The sequence below is a fragment of the Pseudoalteromonas distincta genome (genome assembly GCF_005877035.1).
Classification (GTDB): Bacteria; Pseudomonadota; Gammaproteobacteria; order Enterobacterales; family Alteromonadaceae; genus Pseudoalteromonas; species Pseudoalteromonas distincta.
Genome location: NZ_CP040559.1, coordinates 711,218 through 729,954, shown reverse-complemented (window position 1 = coordinate 729,954; position 18,737 = coordinate 711,218). Strand labels below are relative to the sequence as shown.

Here is an 18,737-nt window from a genome sequence, read left to right as displayed (position 1 = left end):
AAGTTAAGTGAAGTTCAAGCAGCAATTAAACTAAATAGCTCACTAAATTGATTGCTGCTTTTTTTGCTGATACATTGCAACATCAGCATCTTGAATCATATCCTCAACCGATTTACCTGTATCGTATTTAAAGTGTGTTACCCCTACACTGTAATCGATTTTATAAGGCTTATTTAAGGTATTATTGGCATGCGCAATTGCATCCGCAAACCTTTGTAAAACAAACTCAGCTTTTGTTTCATCTAAATCACTTAGCATTACTACAAACTCATCTCCGCCAAGTCGACCTATTACTTCACAATCACAAAATGAACTAAGCATAATTTGCGCAAATTTATTCAATACAAAATCGCCTTCGTGGTGTCCATAAACATCATTAATTTGTTTAAACTTATTAAGATCAAACAATATAAACGACATTGATACTTTGTTTCGCCTACATACATTTAGCGTATGCTCAGCAAGGTTCAAAAAGCCACGCCGGTTAGAGATTCTTGTTAACTCGTCAATTGTGGCTAGTTGAATTGATTGAATCTCTTGCTCAACCAACGTGCCTAAATCTCTTAGTAATTGTTTTTCTCCATCATTAAGGTATCTAGGTTTATTATCGGCAAGGCATAAAGTGCCTATAATAACCCCTTGCCTTAATTTTAAAGGAAAGCCAGCATAAAAGCGTACTTTAGGATCGCCTGTAACAAAAGGGTTATCAAAAAACCTTTTATCTTGGACTGTATCTGGGATTATTAAGAGCTCGTCTTGATTTATGGTATGGCCACAAAATGAGGTTTCGCGAGGAAGCTCAGGCGCATCAAGCCCCTGTCTTGATTTAAACCATTGGCGGTCTTCGTCAATCAAAGTAACCAATGAAATAGAAACATTAAACATACGCTTGGCAATACGAGTAACACGATCAAAGCGCTCTTCATGCGACGTATCTAGAATTTTTAATGTTTTTAACGCATGTAATCGCTCTGCTTCGTTACTTGGGATCTCAGGTTTAATCATTAAAGCTCAATTAATTTTAAGTGTTTTATGAATTACGAAATGGGAGCGAATATTTTCGAATATATAATCCGATAAACTTATCTAAACTATAAACAGCATACCAATTAAAACTAGAACATTACTTAAAAATAGCAATAAATGAATACTGATAAATATCAGTAACTAGTGCCTAAATAAAGATAATATTAAATCCGAACTTATGGTGTAAACACGTGGGGTTGTGATCAATAAAGCAGCGCTACTGTTTAATACAAAAAGCAGTAGTGGTTATTTAGTTTTATTTAAATAGCCACTGAACTTGGTATACGTACAAAAATACATACTCTAATTTTGGTGCTCATATTGTCCACGGTAAACTTCAAATACTTTTAAAACAGTATGTTGCTCTTTAGTTAGGTTATCAAACCAAGTATCAAACAATTCATCATCTTCTTGCTCACTTAGTGCCATATACCTTGCTAGTAACTCTACAATATCATTATGGTTGCAGGTTAACGGGTTTACTTGCTGCGCTAAGGTGCTGTGGTCGCGCTCTCTTAGGGTTTCCATCACCCCTTGGTCAATTTGTTCTTGTTGTTGTGTTGCGTCACTCATACATAACCTCTGTAATAACTTTATAACCGTATTTGTTAACGTTTTTAACTCTTAAATATAGTTATAACAGCCTAAACAGCAATAGCCAGCATTTTTAATTTAAGTGCTTATTTTTTGATTTATTTGCACAAATAGCCAGCAATTACGCCCCTTTTGGGGAGCATTTAAATAATTTGCAATGAGAGAATAAATACGTTAAATTAAAATGATACATTATCACATATCATTTATTAAGGCGTATTATGAAACCAAATATTCATCCTGATTACCAAGTGGTTGCTTTTCACGATACTGCTGCCGATTCTTACTTTATTATTGGCTCAACCATTAAAACAAACCGCACAGTAGAAATAGACGGTAATACTTATCCATATGTACCTATTGACGTATCAAGTGACTCACACCCATTTTATACAGGCAAGCAAAAAACAACCGCTACAGATGGCCGCGTTGCGCAGTTTAATCGTCGTTTTAAAAGTTTATCGACTGTTAAAAAGGAAAATCTATGAAAGTATTAAGCTCTCTAAAAAGTGCGAAGCGACGTCCGGGGTGTCAAATTGTAAAACGCAAAGGTCGTGTATTTGTAATTTGTAAAAACAACCCACGCTTTAAAGCAGTACAAGGAATGAAAAAGAAATAAGTTAAGCCGTGGGGCACTATATATAATTAGGTAGCTTGTTAAAGCTACCTAATTTAGGGAGGATTATTTTACCACTACTGAAAACTCTGGCACTGCCTGAATTACTTTTTTTACCGTACAGGTATTAACGGCTGCAATAAGCGCCTTTTTATATTTATCAGGAAAACCGTCTGGTAGGTTAATCTCAATTGAAAATAACTTTTTACCGTTATCATCTACATTTTCATTATTTTGAGTAAGCGTCATACCTTGCGTTGAAATATCACGCTGCTCACAAAATTTACGCGCATAAAAACCTGCACATAAAACCATACTTACTAAAAAGTAATCAAACGGTTCTGGATGCTCTGCGTTGCCACCAGCGTTTACACTTTGATCGCTGATTACTTCTAGGTCGCCAAATTTAGCGCTTTGCTTTTGGCCTTCTAACATTGAAACTGAAATTTCCATTGTGTTTCCTTATATTTATTGCTGCAGATACCTTTAACGCAATTAGCTTAAAAGTAGCGACTAAAGATACATATAGTTTAGGTTTATGAACCGAACAGTAATTCAAAGAACCCTGGAGGCTCATGTAGCTCATGATATTTTTTACGTAAATTATCTATATTTTTTAACGGTTCTTTTGCCGCACTTAGCCCCTGTTCGTTCGCTGCTTTTTTAGCAAGCTCAGCTTGGGCAATCACTTTATCAAGGCCCTGCAATGACTGCTCAGGCTTTTTGTAAAACTTACCTGTTTTACTTACTTTTACTAGTTTTATAAATTCATCAATCGCAGTATTAAATTCACTAAGTTGAGTTGCCTGCACTGCTTGTTTATACGCAAGGCCCGTATTTTTCATATTTATTTCAAGATCGACAGATTGCTGCGCAAAAGACATTGAACTAAACAACAAGGTAAAAATAATAACTAAATACTTCATGGTCAAACCTATTAATTAAAAACAGCTAAATTGTACCAAGTTTACGCGCTAAAGTAACTTAAGGAGCAATTGAGACCCCCAAAACTGTAAAGGGGGTTTACACGTTTAGAGCTTTTTAAAGATTAATAATGAAAAATATTCAAACTTCACTTTATTTGAAAATAAAGGCTTACATTAAAGTCATTTTAAAACGGGATTTACATACATAATACTTACAACTAAGTACATATAACACTCACCACCTGCTCTTTATATAAATTAGAATATTCCTAACTACTTTTAACTAAAAAATAATTGCTATAAAAACCATCTCTAAAATTATAAAAACTACAAACATGTAAACAGCATAAATACAAAACAAACCCACCATGTAAATTAACCATAAATAGCCACCTAATCTCCCCCCGCAAACTAGTGTAAAAAAGGCAATAATAGCCATTCAAATTATTTCAAGTTGCTTATTTAACAGTAAGTTACTTACTTTTAATAAGATTATCAGCATGCAATAATCGCCGCCCTCATAACAAAAGTTATAGGTTTTACCTAATACAAATTGTATTAGGTAAAAATAAATATTGTATTAAATTACTATAAAATGTCCTTTGGGAAACACATGAAACGTCATAATTTACTTTCTACTAGCATTAAATGTGCATTAATTACTGCTGCTGCAACAGCAAGTAATTCTGTGCTTGCACAAGATGAGCAAGCAACAAAAATTGAACGCGTTGAAGTAACGGGTTCACGTATCTTACGTGAAGGTGCTATTGCACCTGCACCAGTAACAGTTATAAGCGGCGAGCAGCTAATTAATACAGGCGCTGTAAACATTGGTGAAGCGCTAAACAATTTACCAGCACTTGGCAATACATATTCTATGGCTAACTCAGGCCGTTTTATTGGTACTGCGGGTTTAAATATTCTTGATTTACGTAACATGGGTACAGATCGTACTTTAGTACTTGTAAATGGCAAGCGTCATGTATCAAGCTCTGCAGGTTCTCAATCTGTAGATACCAACACTATTCCAAGTGTATGGGTTGAACGTGTAGAGATAATTACTGGTGGTGCATCTGCTGTATATGGTGCTGATGCGGTAACAGGTGTTGTTAACTTTATATTAAAAGACAACATTGAAGGCATGGACTTTAGCGTTACACGTGGTTTTGCCGATTTAAGCAGCTACAACAACGAAAAAGCGACGTTCTCATACGGCTCTAATTTTGATAACGATCGTGGTAATGCAGCTTTTGCTATTGAATACTCAGGCCAGGATTCATTAAACGCGCTTGATCACCCTTGGACTAGCACTTCGTTTAGTAGTTTACGTAATCAAGCCCAAACAGATGCAAACAAAGATAGCGCAGCTTTCCCTGATAAAATCTTAACACCTAATGCTGGTTATTACGCTATTAATAACGCCGGTGTTTATGCACTTGAAGATGGATATACTAATAGCTTTAACGCCGACAGCAGCGCTCGCGACTTATACATAGGTGATAATGTAGATGGCTTGTCGTGTGCAAACTGTGATTCGTTTAACCTTGGTCAATTTGAAGAGATTCAACCTGAGTTTGAGCGCTACAACGTAAACTTTAAAGTTAACTACGATGTTACCGACGACTTAAACGTTTACTTTGATGCAAAATACGTAAACAGCCAAGGCGAAAGCATAGGCCAACCTGCGTTTTTCTTTTTTGACAGCGACAATAGCATTAAAATCGACAACCCTTACCTGGACCCAGCCATCAAAGCACGTATGGAAGAGGAAGGTGTTGATTCGATCATGGTTAACCGCATGATGACCGACCTTGGCCGCCGCATTGAAAACAATACGCGTGAAACAACGAGCTTTGTTACCGGCTTAAAAGGTACTGTATTTGAAGATTGGGAATTAGATACATCAGTTGTTTATGGCCAAACTGATCTTGAGCGTGAAAACGGCGCTAACATGATTTTAGCCAACTACTTTAATGCACTTGATGCCTTTGAAGATACAAATGGTAACGTAGTATGTCGTAGTGCTGCTGCACAAGCTGACGGATGTGTGCCTGTAAACATTATGGGTTTTGGCGCACCATCTCAACAAGCTATTGATTACATAAATACAGTATCAGTTGGTACCTCAACAATTAAGCAAACGGTTGTTTCTGGCTCACTTGCTAATGGCGCTATTTTTGAATTACCAGCAGGCTATGTAGGTGTTGCATTTGGTGCCGAGTACCGTAAAGAAGAAAGCGAAACAAAAGAGCCAGATAACGCAGAAGGTACTTTCTTTAACGCACTGGGCGAAGATAAAGGTTCGTTCAACGTACGCGAAGTATTTTTTGAAGCGACGATGCCAATTTTAACTGATTTGCCGCTTATCCAAGATTTAGTATTTGACACTGCAGTACGTCATGCTGACTACAGTACGATTGGCGAAGCCACTAGCTGGAAACTTGGCCTTGATTGGACTGTAAATGATGAGCTACGTGTACGTGTAACACAATCTGCAGCACTTCGTGCGCCAAACATTAGTGAAGTATTTGGGGCAGCAAGTCAAACTTTCTACAATGTAGACGACCCGTGTCGCGCTGAAAACTTAGGTGACTTATCAAACGGTGCAACACGTACTGCAAACTGTGCCGCATTAGGCGTAGCGAGTGACTTTAATTCAGATTACGATTCAGCCTCTTTAGACGGTTTAAGCAGTGGTAACCGCGATGTTAAAGGCGAAGAGTCAACAAGTACAACTGTAGGCATTGTTTACCAACCAGAGTTTTTAGAAAACGCGCTACTTACTATTGATTACTGGGAAATTGAACTTGAAGATGCGATTGACACAATCGACGCGCAAGACATTCTTGATCGCTGTGTTGATAGCGCAACAGGTATAAACAATCAGTACTGTAACTTAATTACACGTAATGCTAATGGTGAAATTACTTTAATACAAAACTCTGTATTAAATGTTGCTGGCCAAAAAGCATCAGGGATAGATTTTGAACTAGGTTACGACTTTGACGCGCTTGAAGGTAGCTTTAAAACCCGCTTAATTGGTACTTACTTAATTGAACGTAAAGATTACCCGTTCCAAGACGACCCTAGTAACTACATTGAATACGCAGGTACTACAGGTGAAGCTAAGTGGCAAACTAACTTATCTGTAAGTTATGTTATGGATAACTTTTTCTCAACAGTTGAAACACGCTTTTTAAGTGAAGTAGATTTATATACAAATGTTGAGCTTGAAAATAACCCGAACCCAAGTAATCAAATGTCTTACGGTAAATACTTTATTACCGATATGACTGTTGGTTACAACTTCGATAGCGGTTTAGGCGTTAAAGTAGGTGTTGATAACGTATTTAACCGTAAACTTCCGTACGGTTCACGTGGTACAAGCGCGGGTAGCGCAAGTTACGATAACATTGGCCGCTTTGGCTACATTAACTTAAGCTACAGCTTATAATTAATAAAATAACTTATTAGGGCGTGTTGATCATTGGTGGGTGAATTTGCAGCAGTATGTTTGGTTTTTAGGCAAGGCAGAGCCTATGTAGTGTGGTTATTCCCCATAAATAGGCGATAACGCAGCATAAATACCAAACATGCGCTGCCCGAAGGGTTCTTTCTAGGGACGATTAACTCTTTGTTGCTCGGTTTTTACTTAGCCCACTAGGTTACAAACCTCGCGTCGCGATTTAATCGCCTCTAGATTGAACAAATTTCAATCCACAAAGTTCAACACGCCCTAGTTAAAACAAAGGCTCGCAGTGCGAGCCTTTTTTAATAGGTCTTATTTAATATTACTCAGCCACACGCTTTGGTATGATTCTAGCTCTATTGTTAATTGGCTTTCTTCAATCGTTTTATCTGCCACCAAATCAAACCACTTTTGGGTGTTAATTAAGTTCAAGTCGGCCAATGTGAGTGTTTGTGGTTTATCGCTAATGTTATAAACACAAAATATGCTTTGGCGCCTGTCAATGCTTTGTCTCCAAAAACCAAACAATCCACCTGCTAAATGCAGCGTAAACTGTGTAGCATTTGGGTGGAAGGCACTTTGCTTTTTGCGTACTGCCAATAAACTTTTTATGCCGTTAAACACTTTATGATGATGACTGTACTTTTCACCAATTGCCGCCAGTAGCTTTGACTCTTGCCAACGATGGCGGTTAATAGCACGGTTATGCTGTGAATTTTCAAATCGGTCGTAATCGTTAGTTGTACCCAACAAACTATGAATATAAAGCCCTGGGATACCTTCAAGCGCAAACATAATTGCGTGAGCACACATAAATCGCTCAAGGCCAAACTTATCGGGGCCATTGTGCGTCCCTTGGAGAGCATCAAATAAAGCAATATTTAGCTCGTACGGTGTATGCGTTCCATCGTTACTGGTTCGCATAGATACACGACCACCAAATTGCATAGTGGTACTTACAAGTGACGCCACTTCACTGGGTTGCAATAAACCTTCAATTGGTCTGAGCCCTATTCCATCGTGCGAGGCTATAAAATTAAAGTATGCCGTACCATTTTGCGCAGGTGGCATGCTCATCATCCAATGCTTAATTGCAGTGCTATCGCCACTAAGTAATGTATGAAGCAATAAAGGCGGCAGTGCAAAGTTATAAATACTGTGCGCTTCGTTGGCATTACCAAAATAAGACAGGTTTTCTTGGTTTGGAATATTGGTTTCGGTAATTATAACTACGCTGGGCTCTGCGTGCTCAATAAGTGTTCGCATTAGCCTTACGGCTTCATGTGTTTGCGGCAAGTTAATACAACTTGTATTAAGCTGTTTCCACAAAAATGCGACCGCATCGAGTCTAAATAAACGCACGCCATTGTCTAAATAATGGCGAATTATTCCCACAAACTCTTTAAGTACCTCGGGGTTTGCAAAATCAAAATCAACCTGATCGTGACTAAAGGTACACCACACGTGTTTTTCGCCGCTTGGCGTAGTTACAGTATTTAATAACGATGAGGTTCGCGGGCGTACAACTTGGCTTAAATCATCCGTTAAGCTCGCCGTTTTGAAATAATCTTTACCCGGGTGTAAATCATTTAAAAAGTTCTCAAACCATACACTTCTGCTTGAGCAATGGTTAATAACCAAATCCGCCATTAGCTTTACATCTTTAGCGATATTTTGAATATCTCCCCAATCACCCAAGGACTCGTTCACTTGCACGTAGTTCATTACGGCAAAGCCTTCGTCTGAGCTGTACGGGTAAAATGGCAATATGTGCAGCGCATTTAACTGCATATCACATTGCTCTTTTATAAACCTGTGTAGTGTTTTAAGCGGTGCCTCCATTGGGCTCGATACGGCAAATTCGCTATCATCGTGTTTAATAATAGAGTCGCCATAAGCAATCAATACAATATCTTGTTCATCCCATCGGTTTGTATGGGGTGTCGGGTCGCGCAGTGCATTGCTACCTAATATAATTTTAATGAGTTGCTGAGCAAGCTCAGTAACCGATAAAGGCAGCTCAACACCCTCATAAATAATATGAAGATGTTGCTCTACTCGTTGTAAAAATAATTCGCTAACTGTGCTCACATGCGCCCCTAATATTTATTGTTTAGACTTATAGGCTAGTTAACCTGCACGCAGGTTAACTATATTCTTCGTTATCTAGCTCTACGGCTTCTTTTAAGCGCTCAAGTACGTCTGGCATTGCTGATACAACACGGTTCCAACTTGGCACAAATGGCGCTTCCATTGGGTTTTCTAAAAAGTGTTGCCCTGCTTCCATAATATTTTGTGCAAACATTTCCACTGCTTTTTCTTCTTGGTGTACATCAAGCGTTAACCCGTTCATTAGCGCGTCGTTATGATACGTTTCTATAAAATCTAAACCGATACGGTAATAAGTCGCTTTTAATGAACGGATTGTTTCGCTGGTAAAAGTAACACCTTGAGTCGCCAGCTTTCTAAACAATGCCTTAGTAATATCAATCGACATTTTAGACAAGCCTGCACTTTGATCATCAAGTGAAAGTTCTTGGTGTTTATGATCGTAATTATCGGCAATATCTACTTGGCACAAGCGGTTATGCGAATAGTTACGATACATTTCACTCAGTACACCTATTTCAAGGCCCCAATCACTTGGGATGCGAATATCGTTTAATACATCGCGTCTAAACGAAAACTCACCTGCAAGTGGGTATCTAAAAGAGTCCATATATTCAAGGTAGTCGGTATTGCCTAAAATTGTTTTAAATGAGCGAAGCAGTGGCGTTACTAATAAGCGCGATACACGGCCATTAATTTTGCCATTAGCAGTACGCGGGTAAAACCCTTTACAAAATTCATAGTTAAAACGCGGATGCGCAACGGGGTAAATTAACCGAGCAAGTAGGCTTCTGTCGTAAGTTAAAATATCGCAATCATGTAGCGCGATAGACTCTACTTCTGCTGTTGCTAATTTATAACCCATGCAATACCACACATTACGCCCTTTACCCAGCTCACGTGGGGCAACACCTAGCTCTTGTAATTCTTTATCAAGTGCTTGTAAGCGTGGGCCGTCGTTCCATAATACTTTATGGTTTTGGTTTAGCTCTTTAAAAAAGCCAAGTGCATGGCGGTACTGTGCTTCGTCGGCTCTATCTAAGCCTATCGTAATTTGTGATAAATATGGTACTTCACGCAACTCGCTAACTATATTTTGCAGCGCAGGGCCTTCAAGTTCACTAAATAACGAAGGAAGTATTAACCCCATAGGGCGCTGCTTGCTAAAAGTAAGTAGCTCTTTTTCTAGGTCTTCTATTGGTCTATCGGCAATATTATGTAATGTTGTAATAATGCCATTTTGGTAAAAATCAGCCATGAGATGTTTGCTCCTCAGAAATACTTAAAATACTGCTAATACACGGCAACGACGTTATTTCTTCAATCCATCCCAGCGGTGCTGGTGATTGAGAGTATCGTGCTTTATTGTGCGACAATTTAACCGGCTTTTTACTCGCCGGATTGGCAATAATAATGGCGATATTTGCGTGCTCTAACATTTGCTTATCGTTATCGCTATCACCCAGTGCTATAACCGTGAGAGGCTTTCTGAAATGATGGGTAAACTGTTTAACTAACCACTGCTGTGCAGCGCTTTTATCGGTATTTTTGGCAATATGAATGAAGCGTCCGCCAATTTTTATATCGTAGCCGAGTGCTTCAACATCGTTAACAAAGGCTGTGAGTAATTCGTCATTGCCATACCAATAAAGAGGGTCTGAATAATCGCGAGTTTGTGCGCGCCTTGCTTGTGCATCGTTTAGCCCGGTAAGCTCTGATATTTGCTCACTCGATAAGTCACTAAACAATTTGTAATGCGCTTTATAATCCGCCTTTAAAGTATTTAAATCATTTAATAAACTCGATAACGGCTTTGCCATTGCGTAGCACCAATAAGCGCCTACTTTTTTACAACCAATGGGTTTTAATTCAAAATAGTCTTCTGGAATAAATACCGCTGCACCATTTTCGACAATAAAAGGCTGTTGAATATTTAAATCGTTTTTAAGCTCTATAACTTCGCAAAAAGTTTTACTGGTATTAAACACCACAGGAATATGCGCATTTTGCAGCTGCTGTAATAACTCACTGATATTATTGGTATTGTAATCGGCGTGATCGAGTAATGTACCGTCTAAATCTGTAAAAATAATAGGTTGAAGGGTGTCATCACTCGTTAGGTGCATACCGCTAATATCTCGGTTGCTATCAAGTTCAATTAAAGCATTTGCTTTAGCGCTCAGTGTGTTTAAGTTCTCACGCGTAATGCGCTCAAAATGAGAAATAAAATACACCAATTGCTCGTTAGTCATGGTGCCTGAGCCTTCACCTTTTTTGGCTATTAGCTTTTGTTCTTGCTCTTGTCGCCATGTAAAAACATCACTAAAACTCGGTGCTTTTAGCATAACTGTATAATCAATTAGGTTAAAAACGGCTTTATATTCATTTGCCAAACAGCTATTTACACAGCGGCGCCAAACGCCTTCTTTATCAAATTGTTGCTCTAACTCGTTAAGCGGCTCACTCAATGAAAACAGCGGTTGTGGCTCACTGCCTACACACCACCCTTCTAAAATAACAATATCAACTGGCTTTTCGTTTGTTAGCCAATCACTTGCTGGCACGCAGTCGTCTTCGTGTTTATTAAAACGTGGAAGCGGTACGTTTACCTCTCCTGCCAGTAAGTTAGTTATTGTGCTATTCATTAACGCTACATCGTGAGTACCCGGTACTCCGCGAGTAGTAAAAAGAGGATGTACGTCTTTGGCAAGCTCAGTACGTGCTTGTTTTGCTAAATAAAAGTCATCAATTGACAATGCTACACTGTTAAGTGGTGTGTTTTTAGAAAACCACGTAACTAAAAAATCTGCGAGTGTTGTTTTTCCTGAGCCCTGGCATCCATTTATGGCAACAAAAATAGGAGTATTTGTTTTTTTAGATTCGAGGATGTCATGCGCAAGTGGAACAAAATATTGCTCACTCAAATATTGATACTTTAAAGGCAGTTGGTGTTTTGCTAAAAACGGGGTTATATCCACAATATTGGCCTCTGACATAGTAACTCCTTTGCATACGATGCGTTCTGGAAATTAAATGCAGGTAATAGACCATTATTATTTTTGCATATTTATTAGTAGGTTAAAAAAATAGCGCATTAAAAATGCGCTATTTTGGTGCAATATTTTTAACTTACGTGCACTATTAACTCTCTTGAGGCTGCGCCTTAGGTAATACAAGGTTGAGTACAATGCCTAAAATAGCGCATAAACTTACGCCCTCTAAACTAAATTGGCTACCACCAATATGCATACCGCCAATACCGCACACCAAAATAAGTGCAACAATACTTAAGTTACGTGGTGCTGTTAAATCATCGCCCGACTTAACTAATGTATTTAAACCCACTACAGCAATAGAGCCAAAAAGTAGAATCATAATGCCGCCCATTACAGGTACAGGTATAGTCTGTAAGCCAGATCCCATTTTAGCAACAAAGGCTAAAATAATGGCGATAATGGCTGTCCACATCATTACTTTAGGATTGAAGTTTTTGGTAAGCATAACTGCTCCCGTTACCTCTGAGTAAGTTGTGTTAGGCGGGCCGCCAAATAATGATGCAGCAGACGTCGCAAGGCCATCACCAAACAAAGTACGGTGAAGCCCAGGTTTTTTCAAAAAGTCTTTATTGGTTACTTGGCTAATAGCCATCATATCGCCAATATGCTCAATTGCAGGTGCTATTGCTACAGGCACCATAAACAAAATAGCCTGCCATTTAAACTCCGGCCATGTGAAGTTTGGTACAGCAAACCACTGTGCGTTAGTTACTGCGTCAAATTGCACAACGCCCATTGCAAGCGATAAACAATAACCCGCAACAACCCCTGCCAGAATAGGTATAAGCTTAAATACGCCTTTACCCCACACTGCAAAAATAAGCGTAACCACTAACGAGAACAACGAAATATAAATAGCGCTGTTGTAATCAATAATTTGAATACTGCCGTCGCCACTTTTACCCATCGCCATATTTACAGCAACAGGTGCAAGCGCTAAACCAATAACCATAATTACAGGGCCTACAACCACAGGCGGTAAAATTTTATGAAGCGTTGCAACGCCCTTAAATTTTACTAATAAACTTAAAAGCATATAAGCAAAGCCCGCTACCATTAAGCCGCCCATAGTGGCTGGCACGCCCCACATTTGCACAGCGGCAATAATGGGTGCAATAAAAGCAAATGATGAAGCTAAAAATATAGGCACTTGGCCTTTAGTCACTACCTGAAACAGCAAAGTACCAATGCCAGCGGTAAAAAGCGCAACATTAGGATCCAAGCCCGTTAAAAGTGGCACTAATACCAGCGCACCAAATGCTACAAACAGCATTTGCGCGCCTGTTAAAATAGTTTTTATTGAAAAGGTGTCATTATTTTGCACTTAAAGACTCCTAAACAGTACCGAATATTTTGTCACCCGCATCGCCTAAACCAGGGATAATATAGCCCTTTTCGTTTAAGTGGCTATCTACAGAGGCTGTAAATATTTCTACGTCGGGATGTGCTGTAAGTGTTTTTTCCACACCTTCTGGTGCAGCTACTAATACAATTACTTTGATTTCTTTACAGCCTGCTTTTTTAAGCATATCGATTGTGGCAATCATTGAGCCACCCGTTGCAAGCATAGGGTCAATAACTAAGCTTAAGCGCTCATCAATATTACCTACGAGCTTTTCAAAATATGGTACTGGCTCTAGCGTTTCTTCGTTACGTTCAAGACCAACAACACTTACTTTAGCCGCTGGTAATAACTGCATAACACCGTCCATCATGCCAAGACCAGCGCGTAAAATAGGCACTACGGTAATTTTTTTACCTTTAATATGCTCTACTTTTAATTTATTGCCATCCCAGCCTGTAATTTCGTTATCTTCTAACTGTAGGTTTTTAGTTGCTTCGTAAGTTAATAAGGTTCCAACTTCAGAACATAATTCACGAAAGCTTTTAGTACTAATACCATGCGCTCGCATTAGGCCTAGTTTATGTTGAACAAGAGGGTGTGAAATAACGTGAATTGCCATGATATAAACCTACTGATACAAGAATTTGCAGTATTTTATATTAAAAAAGGTCATTTGACCTGTAGTTTTAAAGAGATTTTCATACATCGTGCCAAAATGTATTGTTTTGCTTGATATTTATGCAAGCAATCAACCCGTTGTGTTTATTAAATGTTACTCGCTAACCAGCTGTTTACTTGCTGTTGCATATAACTATTTATTTTTTGGTGCTCGGGGCTCCAGCCAGCTAAAAATCGATAAAAGTCAGCCCATGCAGAAGGCCATAAAGCGAGCCAATCGTCAGCTATTTTACTTGCTGGTGCTGTAGGATGATAAGTAGTAATAGCAGCCTTTAAATTGTCAAAATAATACGCAATGTACTCATCAGCGCACTCGTGTAATTGTGCATCACTTAAGCAACTGGTCATAAAATACATTACATCAATAATCCCGCAACCTGCACCTATATATTGAAAATCATAACCGAGTATTTCATCGCGCTCATTTGCTGCAAAGTTAGCAAGTTTTGCATCGCCATGAATCAGCGTTTTATACGCACAACTTTGTAGCTGCTCATCTATTTTATGTGCAGCATTTTTAATATCGGACTTTTTATCAAGGTTATCTTTTAGTTTATTAAACTCATCTGGGCGCGTGCTTAAATACCAGTAGTTGCCTTGCTGCCATAACCCTTCAGCGGGTTTACTTAAGTTAAACGCATGAAAGTGTGCAAGCCACTTTAATATAGCTTTAACATGTTGTGCCCCTGCTTGAGCAAACCCATGTTTGGTGAAATCCTTAAACACCAGCGCATATTCATCATCTTTATTAATTGCACCTATACATTCAATACTTTGCGCATGTACTGGTAAATGCTGGCTATAAAGCTTATAAAATGTGTATTCAACACTATATGAGTGCTGCTTTCTTTTAAGCGCAAATTCGCTTTGTTTAATTTTAGGATGGTGTATATAACTGGGTATTTTAATCGCTTTAATAACACATGGCTCATCATCAAGCTGGCACTGCACAATACTGCCACATCCACTCCAAAGTGATGTAAGCGTATCGCCAATTTCAATGTGCTTAAAGTGAGGTTGTAATAAAGGAATGTAAAATGCCATAGCTATATTAAGTAATTAAGTTTTTTGTAGTTTAACATTAGTGGACGTTTTTAATAAAACTAAGGCATAAAAAAGCCCCACTTGGTTTTATACAAGTTTGTATGTAAATAGTCGCCAAAATCACTATGCCACTACACCAGGTTATTTCTTTCTCTTATTTATTTCTTTGTTTATTTTCTACAACCCTGATTTAACCTTACCATGTGATTCAAGTTCTAAAAACTTAGAAATATTTCTTGGAGCTTTGGCTTTGAATAAATTGTAAAATCGTTCATCATGAGTTGAGATTATGATCTGTTTATTAAACATTACGGCTAAATTTCTGAACAAATCGATTACTGACAGAACGTTTATAGAGTCCATTGATTGCACTGGATCGTCTATTAAAATGCAGTCTACTGCATTCCCTTTGTACTCTTCGGAATTTAAAGCTCTAGCCATGAAAATACTTAAGCTTAGAACGCTAATCTGTGCTGAGCTGAGGTAGATATTAGGCGAAATAAGAGCTGAACTTTCGTCATTAGAAAGGTAAACGTTAAGCTTAGGTTTGTCGTTATCACTGAACGTACATTCAAATACAACTTTCTTAAACCCTGGGTGTGGATCGATCTTAGAATATATTTGATTTACTAACTCAGAATAGAAGTAAGAATCAATTTTTTTCTTCAGACGTGTATTTATCGACGATACATCATCATTTAAAATACTAACAACAGAAGAGATGCTACTTAATTCTTCTTCTTCATTTTTTATCTGTGCATCAATATTAATTACTTTTATATATTTGGAGTAAACTTCAAGAAGATTTAATAAACCTCTGAGACAAAAAGATATTTTACTACTGTTATCATATTCAAAAGATTTCTCATTAAACTGGTGATTTAGAATAGAACTCAAGTCATCCTCATTCATTTCAAAAACATCACTTTGAATGTTTATTGGTAGAATTGAGTAGAGACTATCGATGTTCTCTTTCTCTCTGTTGATTTTAATATTAATATCAGTGAAAATTTTGTTGAAAGATTCAATCGCATCATCTTCAGATAATCTTAGATAAGTTTCAATCGGTTGAGATAGTTTATCTTTCTCTAACTCCAAATTAGCAATATTTTGTTTCTTAGTGTCGCTGCTTTCGTTTAATATTGATAGAGTGTTGTAGAAAGTGGTCTTAACATCATCTTCAATTGTACTATTCAATTCAATAGAAAGCTTAGCAATCAAAAACTCTTCAAACTCTTTAACTAAACTTAGCTCTTTTAAATCCTCATTATTATTAGAAATTAGTGACTCAAGAGCAAATATTTCTTCTTTATTGTTTATTATTGTTAAGTTGTGAGTATCTATAACTTCATTTAATCTATTATGAGAGTTTTCATAAAGATAAATTTCATTGTTAATATCTGCTATATTTGTATCTTTATCTTTACCTTGTGTTATTGAATGTAGATTATTTATCCGTTTTTCAAAGTCATGTAGTTCATTTGAATCCTTAGATAAAATTCCTTTTATTTTTTCTTGTTCACTGAGTAAATCATTTAATTTTAACTGCTTATCAGAAAGGTGCTGTAGTACTAAAAGTTCGTAGCGTTGTGCGATCTCATTTGTCGATGAGTTTATAGCTTCCTTATTTTTTCTAAACTCCAAGTTTTTTTGATAAATAGGATCAATAAAGTCTTTTAAATATTCATTATTTTGTATGCTTTCACATAGTTTGTCATGATTTTCAAAGGGAGAATAACATAATGGGCAGTTTGAGATACTCGAATTTGAAACTTTACTTAAGTAAGTCAATCCATAACCTTGGAGTTTCTTTAATTCTTCTTCGTTTTCTTTAAGGTTGGATGCACTTTGCTTAAGTTTATTCTCTTCTTTTTGAATGTTATGTAGTTTTATCTTATTACTTAGTATAAGTTTATAATCATCAGAAGTTATAAGACCTAATTCTTGTAGACCATTTTCCCAACCATAGGATACAAAATCAATGTTTTTTGTTTTACTGATGATTTCATTAATTTCAGAAACTCTAGTTTCATTTACTGATAATTCTTCTTTGTCTTTATTTGATTTTTCAATTAAATGAATTTTTTTATTCGTTAACTCTTCTAATTGTAGATAATTACCATCTAACCCGTCTCTTTTCCTTTGAAGAACATTAATATAAGATAAACCGCTGTTTATTATTTCTTTCGAGTTCTCTATTGTTTTACTAAGTTTTAAGTTAGACGCTGAAAGTTCTTTAACCTTATGATATTTGTCTTCATTAGATTTCACTAGAGAGTTAACATTGAGTTTTGCTTTTATGTATGCAGGGATTTTTTCATAGTATTTGAAAGCTTCATTCTGTAATTTTATTTTAAAATCTAACTCTTTATTTTCATTAAAGATCTTCTTTATCAATAACTGGTGGTTTTCATAGTTATTTTTATTGGATAGTATTGCACCTTTTTCCAATGAAAGCCTTTTAATCTCCCTAAATGACTTTCTATACTCAGCATGATATTTAGATATCTCTTTTTTTATAATGTCTTTTTCTTCATTTAGTGATTTATTTTTTTCTTCTATGAGATAAAGTTTATTATTCAAAACCATCTCAATTTGTTCTTTTATTTTATTTTGTTCTACTCCATCAAAGCTAGGTAATTCGATACCAAGTTTAATAAGTTCGCTCACATATTTCGTGAATTTTTCTTTAACAATTGAATCTTTATGAGAATCTATAGATTCTTTCTTAAGTAAAGTCAGCTTATCTTCGATAATAGTTTTCATCGAGTTAATATCTGAAAGAGCCTGATAAAGTTCAATACGACTTGACTCTAATTCTTTTATATCATCTGATTGACACTCAATAAATTCGAGATACCTTTGCTCTGGTCTAGACTCTCTTATGTAACCATCTATAGCTTCTTGAGATAAAATGACTTTTTCAAAAAACTTCCTATCTTTAGGCGTTTTATTCGGATCGAATACATAATCTCTAGTCGCTTTATCTGCACTGATTGAAGCAGTAAAATTTTCGATAGTCGTATCAACGGTTACAGTCGTATTCAATTTATCTGGGTTGTTTATATTTCTTAAAATCAGCTTACTACCAAAATCATTACCAGAATCATGTATTTGGTCTGAAGACAATTTATTGTTGAGTGTTTTTATTGATGGAATTCTTATATATCTGTGAATATTATTTGTTATGGCATAATCAATAGCATCATAGAAGGATGTTTTTCCATATCCATTTGGAGCATGTATAGCAACTAGCTTTGCTGGTTCGTCATTAATCATAAAGTCGAATGTACTATCTTCTTTTTTTAGATATCCTTTAAAAGCTTGGATTTCAACTTTTTTAATTTTCATGTTTATTCTCGTTTATGATTAGTGAAATAAAATTTGCTTTATCATCCTTATTGAATTTGGAGTATCGACTAGATATTATTTTCTCTGAAATGTTACTTAATATTAAGCTATCATCAACATCCTTTTTTCTAGAAGTATCTATATCAAAGCCCAATAAAATCACATTTAGTTTTTCAACTACATGAATATTAAAGTTACCATCATCTGATATTATTTTTCTTACGAAAATTTTATTGTTTTCTATTTCACTACGAACATCCTGGGAGATTTTTTCTTTAGAAATGAAAACAAGGTATGTATTCCATCTAGAGAAGTCACTAGATTGTTCACAAATAAACTCTGTGCCGATTACTTGCGTTAGATCTAACCAACTAGACTCCAACTCATCATGAGTTGAGATAGTTTTAACAAATGAAAATATTTTGTTTTCTTCATCCAAATCAAAGCTATATAACTTTAGGTTTTCTTCTTCTTGAAGTAACTCAGGTAGTTGTTCTATTTCATAAAAACTATTATTAATCAT

At 36.6% G+C, this 18,737-nt stretch carries 15 protein-coding genes; 3 read left to right on the top strand and 12 right to left on the bottom strand.

The features are described from left to right. Positions 1-42 precede the first annotated feature (42 nt). Both FFU37_RS19950 and FFU37_RS19945 read right to left on the bottom strand, forming a co-directional pair. Positions 43-1,005 carry a sensor domain-containing diguanylate cyclase gene (locus FFU37_RS19950; protein ID WP_138490417.1) on the bottom strand — a complete coding sequence of 321 codons (963 nt, stop codon included), beginning with the start codon at positions 1,003-1,005 and terminating at the stop codon, positions 43-45. A 324-nt stretch (positions 1,006-1,329) separates the two neighbouring features. Beyond that, a complete protein-coding gene (locus tag FFU37_RS19945) occupies positions 1,330-1,599 on the bottom strand; it encodes a hypothetical protein (protein ID WP_039487544.1) in 270 nt (89 codons plus the stop codon). A 242-nt stretch (positions 1,600-1,841) separates the two neighbouring features. Here FFU37_RS19945 and FFU37_RS19940 point away from each other — a divergent pair, with 242 nt between their 5' ends. Together FFU37_RS19940 and ykgO are read left to right on the top strand one after the other, a co-directional pair. Further along, complete coding sequence (locus FFU37_RS19940; protein WP_138490416.1) at positions 1,842-2,108, top strand: type B 50S ribosomal protein L31; 267 nt, start codon at positions 1,842-1,844, stop codon at positions 2,106-2,108. After that, complete coding sequence (ykgO, locus tag FFU37_RS19935) at positions 2,105-2,239, top strand: type B 50S ribosomal protein L36 (RefSeq protein ID WP_138490415.1); 135 nt, start codon at positions 2,105-2,107, stop codon at positions 2,237-2,239. The genes FFU37_RS19940 and ykgO overlap by 4 nt, the downstream gene beginning before the upstream one ends. Before the next feature lie 63 nt (positions 2,240-2,302). Here ykgO and FFU37_RS19930 read toward each other — a convergent pair whose 3' ends face one another. Further along, positions 2,303-2,689 (bottom strand): OsmC family protein, encoded by a 387-nt coding sequence (locus FFU37_RS19930; protein ID WP_002958670.1) that lies wholly within the window; start codon positions 2,687-2,689, stop codon positions 2,303-2,305. A gap of 83 nt (positions 2,690-2,772) precedes the next feature. Then, entirely contained in the window at positions 2,773-3,162 is a 390-nt protein-coding gene (locus FFU37_RS19925; protein WP_039487539.1) for a cytochrome b562, read from the bottom strand. A 613-nt stretch (positions 3,163-3,775) separates the two neighbouring features. Here FFU37_RS19925 and FFU37_RS19920 point away from each other — a divergent pair. Further along, positions 3,776-6,616, top strand: a complete 2,841-nt coding sequence (locus FFU37_RS19920; protein ID WP_138490414.1) for a TonB-dependent receptor domain-containing protein — start codon at positions 3,776-3,778, stop codon at positions 6,614-6,616. A 327-nt stretch (positions 6,617-6,943) separates the two neighbouring features. Here FFU37_RS19920 and FFU37_RS19915 read toward each other — a convergent pair whose 3' ends face one another. The 8 genes from FFU37_RS19915 to FFU37_RS19880 form a co-directional block, all read right to left on the bottom strand. Further along, on the bottom strand, positions 6,944-8,722 hold the full coding sequence (locus tag FFU37_RS19915) for a sugar phosphorylase (protein WP_138490413.1): 1,779 nt from the start codon (positions 8,720-8,722) through the stop codon (positions 6,944-6,946). A gap of 55 nt (positions 8,723-8,777) precedes the next feature. Then, positions 8,778-9,998 carry a glycosyltransferase family protein gene (locus FFU37_RS19910; protein ID WP_002958673.1) on the bottom strand — a complete coding sequence of 407 codons (1,221 nt, stop codon included), beginning with the start codon at positions 9,996-9,998 and terminating at the stop codon, positions 8,778-8,780. Next, positions 9,991-11,736, bottom strand: a complete 1,746-nt coding sequence (locus FFU37_RS19905) for an HAD-IIB family hydrolase (protein ID WP_138490412.1) — start codon at positions 11,734-11,736, stop codon at positions 9,991-9,993. Before FFU37_RS19905 ends, FFU37_RS19910 begins: the two co-directional genes overlap by 8 nt. A 145-nt stretch (positions 11,737-11,881) precedes the next feature. Next, the gene (locus tag FFU37_RS19900) at positions 11,882-13,120 is read right to left on the bottom strand and encodes a uracil-xanthine permease family protein (RefSeq protein WP_138490411.1); all 1,239 of its coding nucleotides are present in this window, start codon (positions 13,118-13,120) and stop codon (positions 11,882-11,884) included. 10 nt (positions 13,121-13,130) lie between these two features. Further along, the gene (gene upp / locus FFU37_RS19895) at positions 13,131-13,760 is read right to left on the bottom strand and encodes a uracil phosphoribosyltransferase (RefSeq protein WP_002958676.1); all 630 of its coding nucleotides are present in this window, start codon (positions 13,758-13,760) and stop codon (positions 13,131-13,133) included. A gap of 146 nt (positions 13,761-13,906) precedes the next feature. Then, entirely contained in the window at positions 13,907-14,863 is a 957-nt protein-coding gene (locus FFU37_RS19890; RefSeq protein ID WP_138490410.1) for a phosphotransferase, read from the bottom strand. Between the two features lie 177 nt (positions 14,864-15,040). Then, complete coding sequence (locus FFU37_RS19885; protein WP_138490409.1) at positions 15,041-18,214, bottom strand: AAA family ATPase; 3,174 nt, start codon at positions 18,212-18,214, stop codon at positions 15,041-15,043. Then, positions 18,204-18,737: an ABC-three component system middle component 1 gene (locus FFU37_RS19880; RefSeq protein ID WP_138490408.1), complete on the bottom strand. Its 534-nt coding sequence runs from the start codon at positions 18,735-18,737 to the stop codon at positions 18,204-18,206. The genes FFU37_RS19885 and FFU37_RS19880 overlap by 11 nt, the downstream gene beginning before the upstream one ends.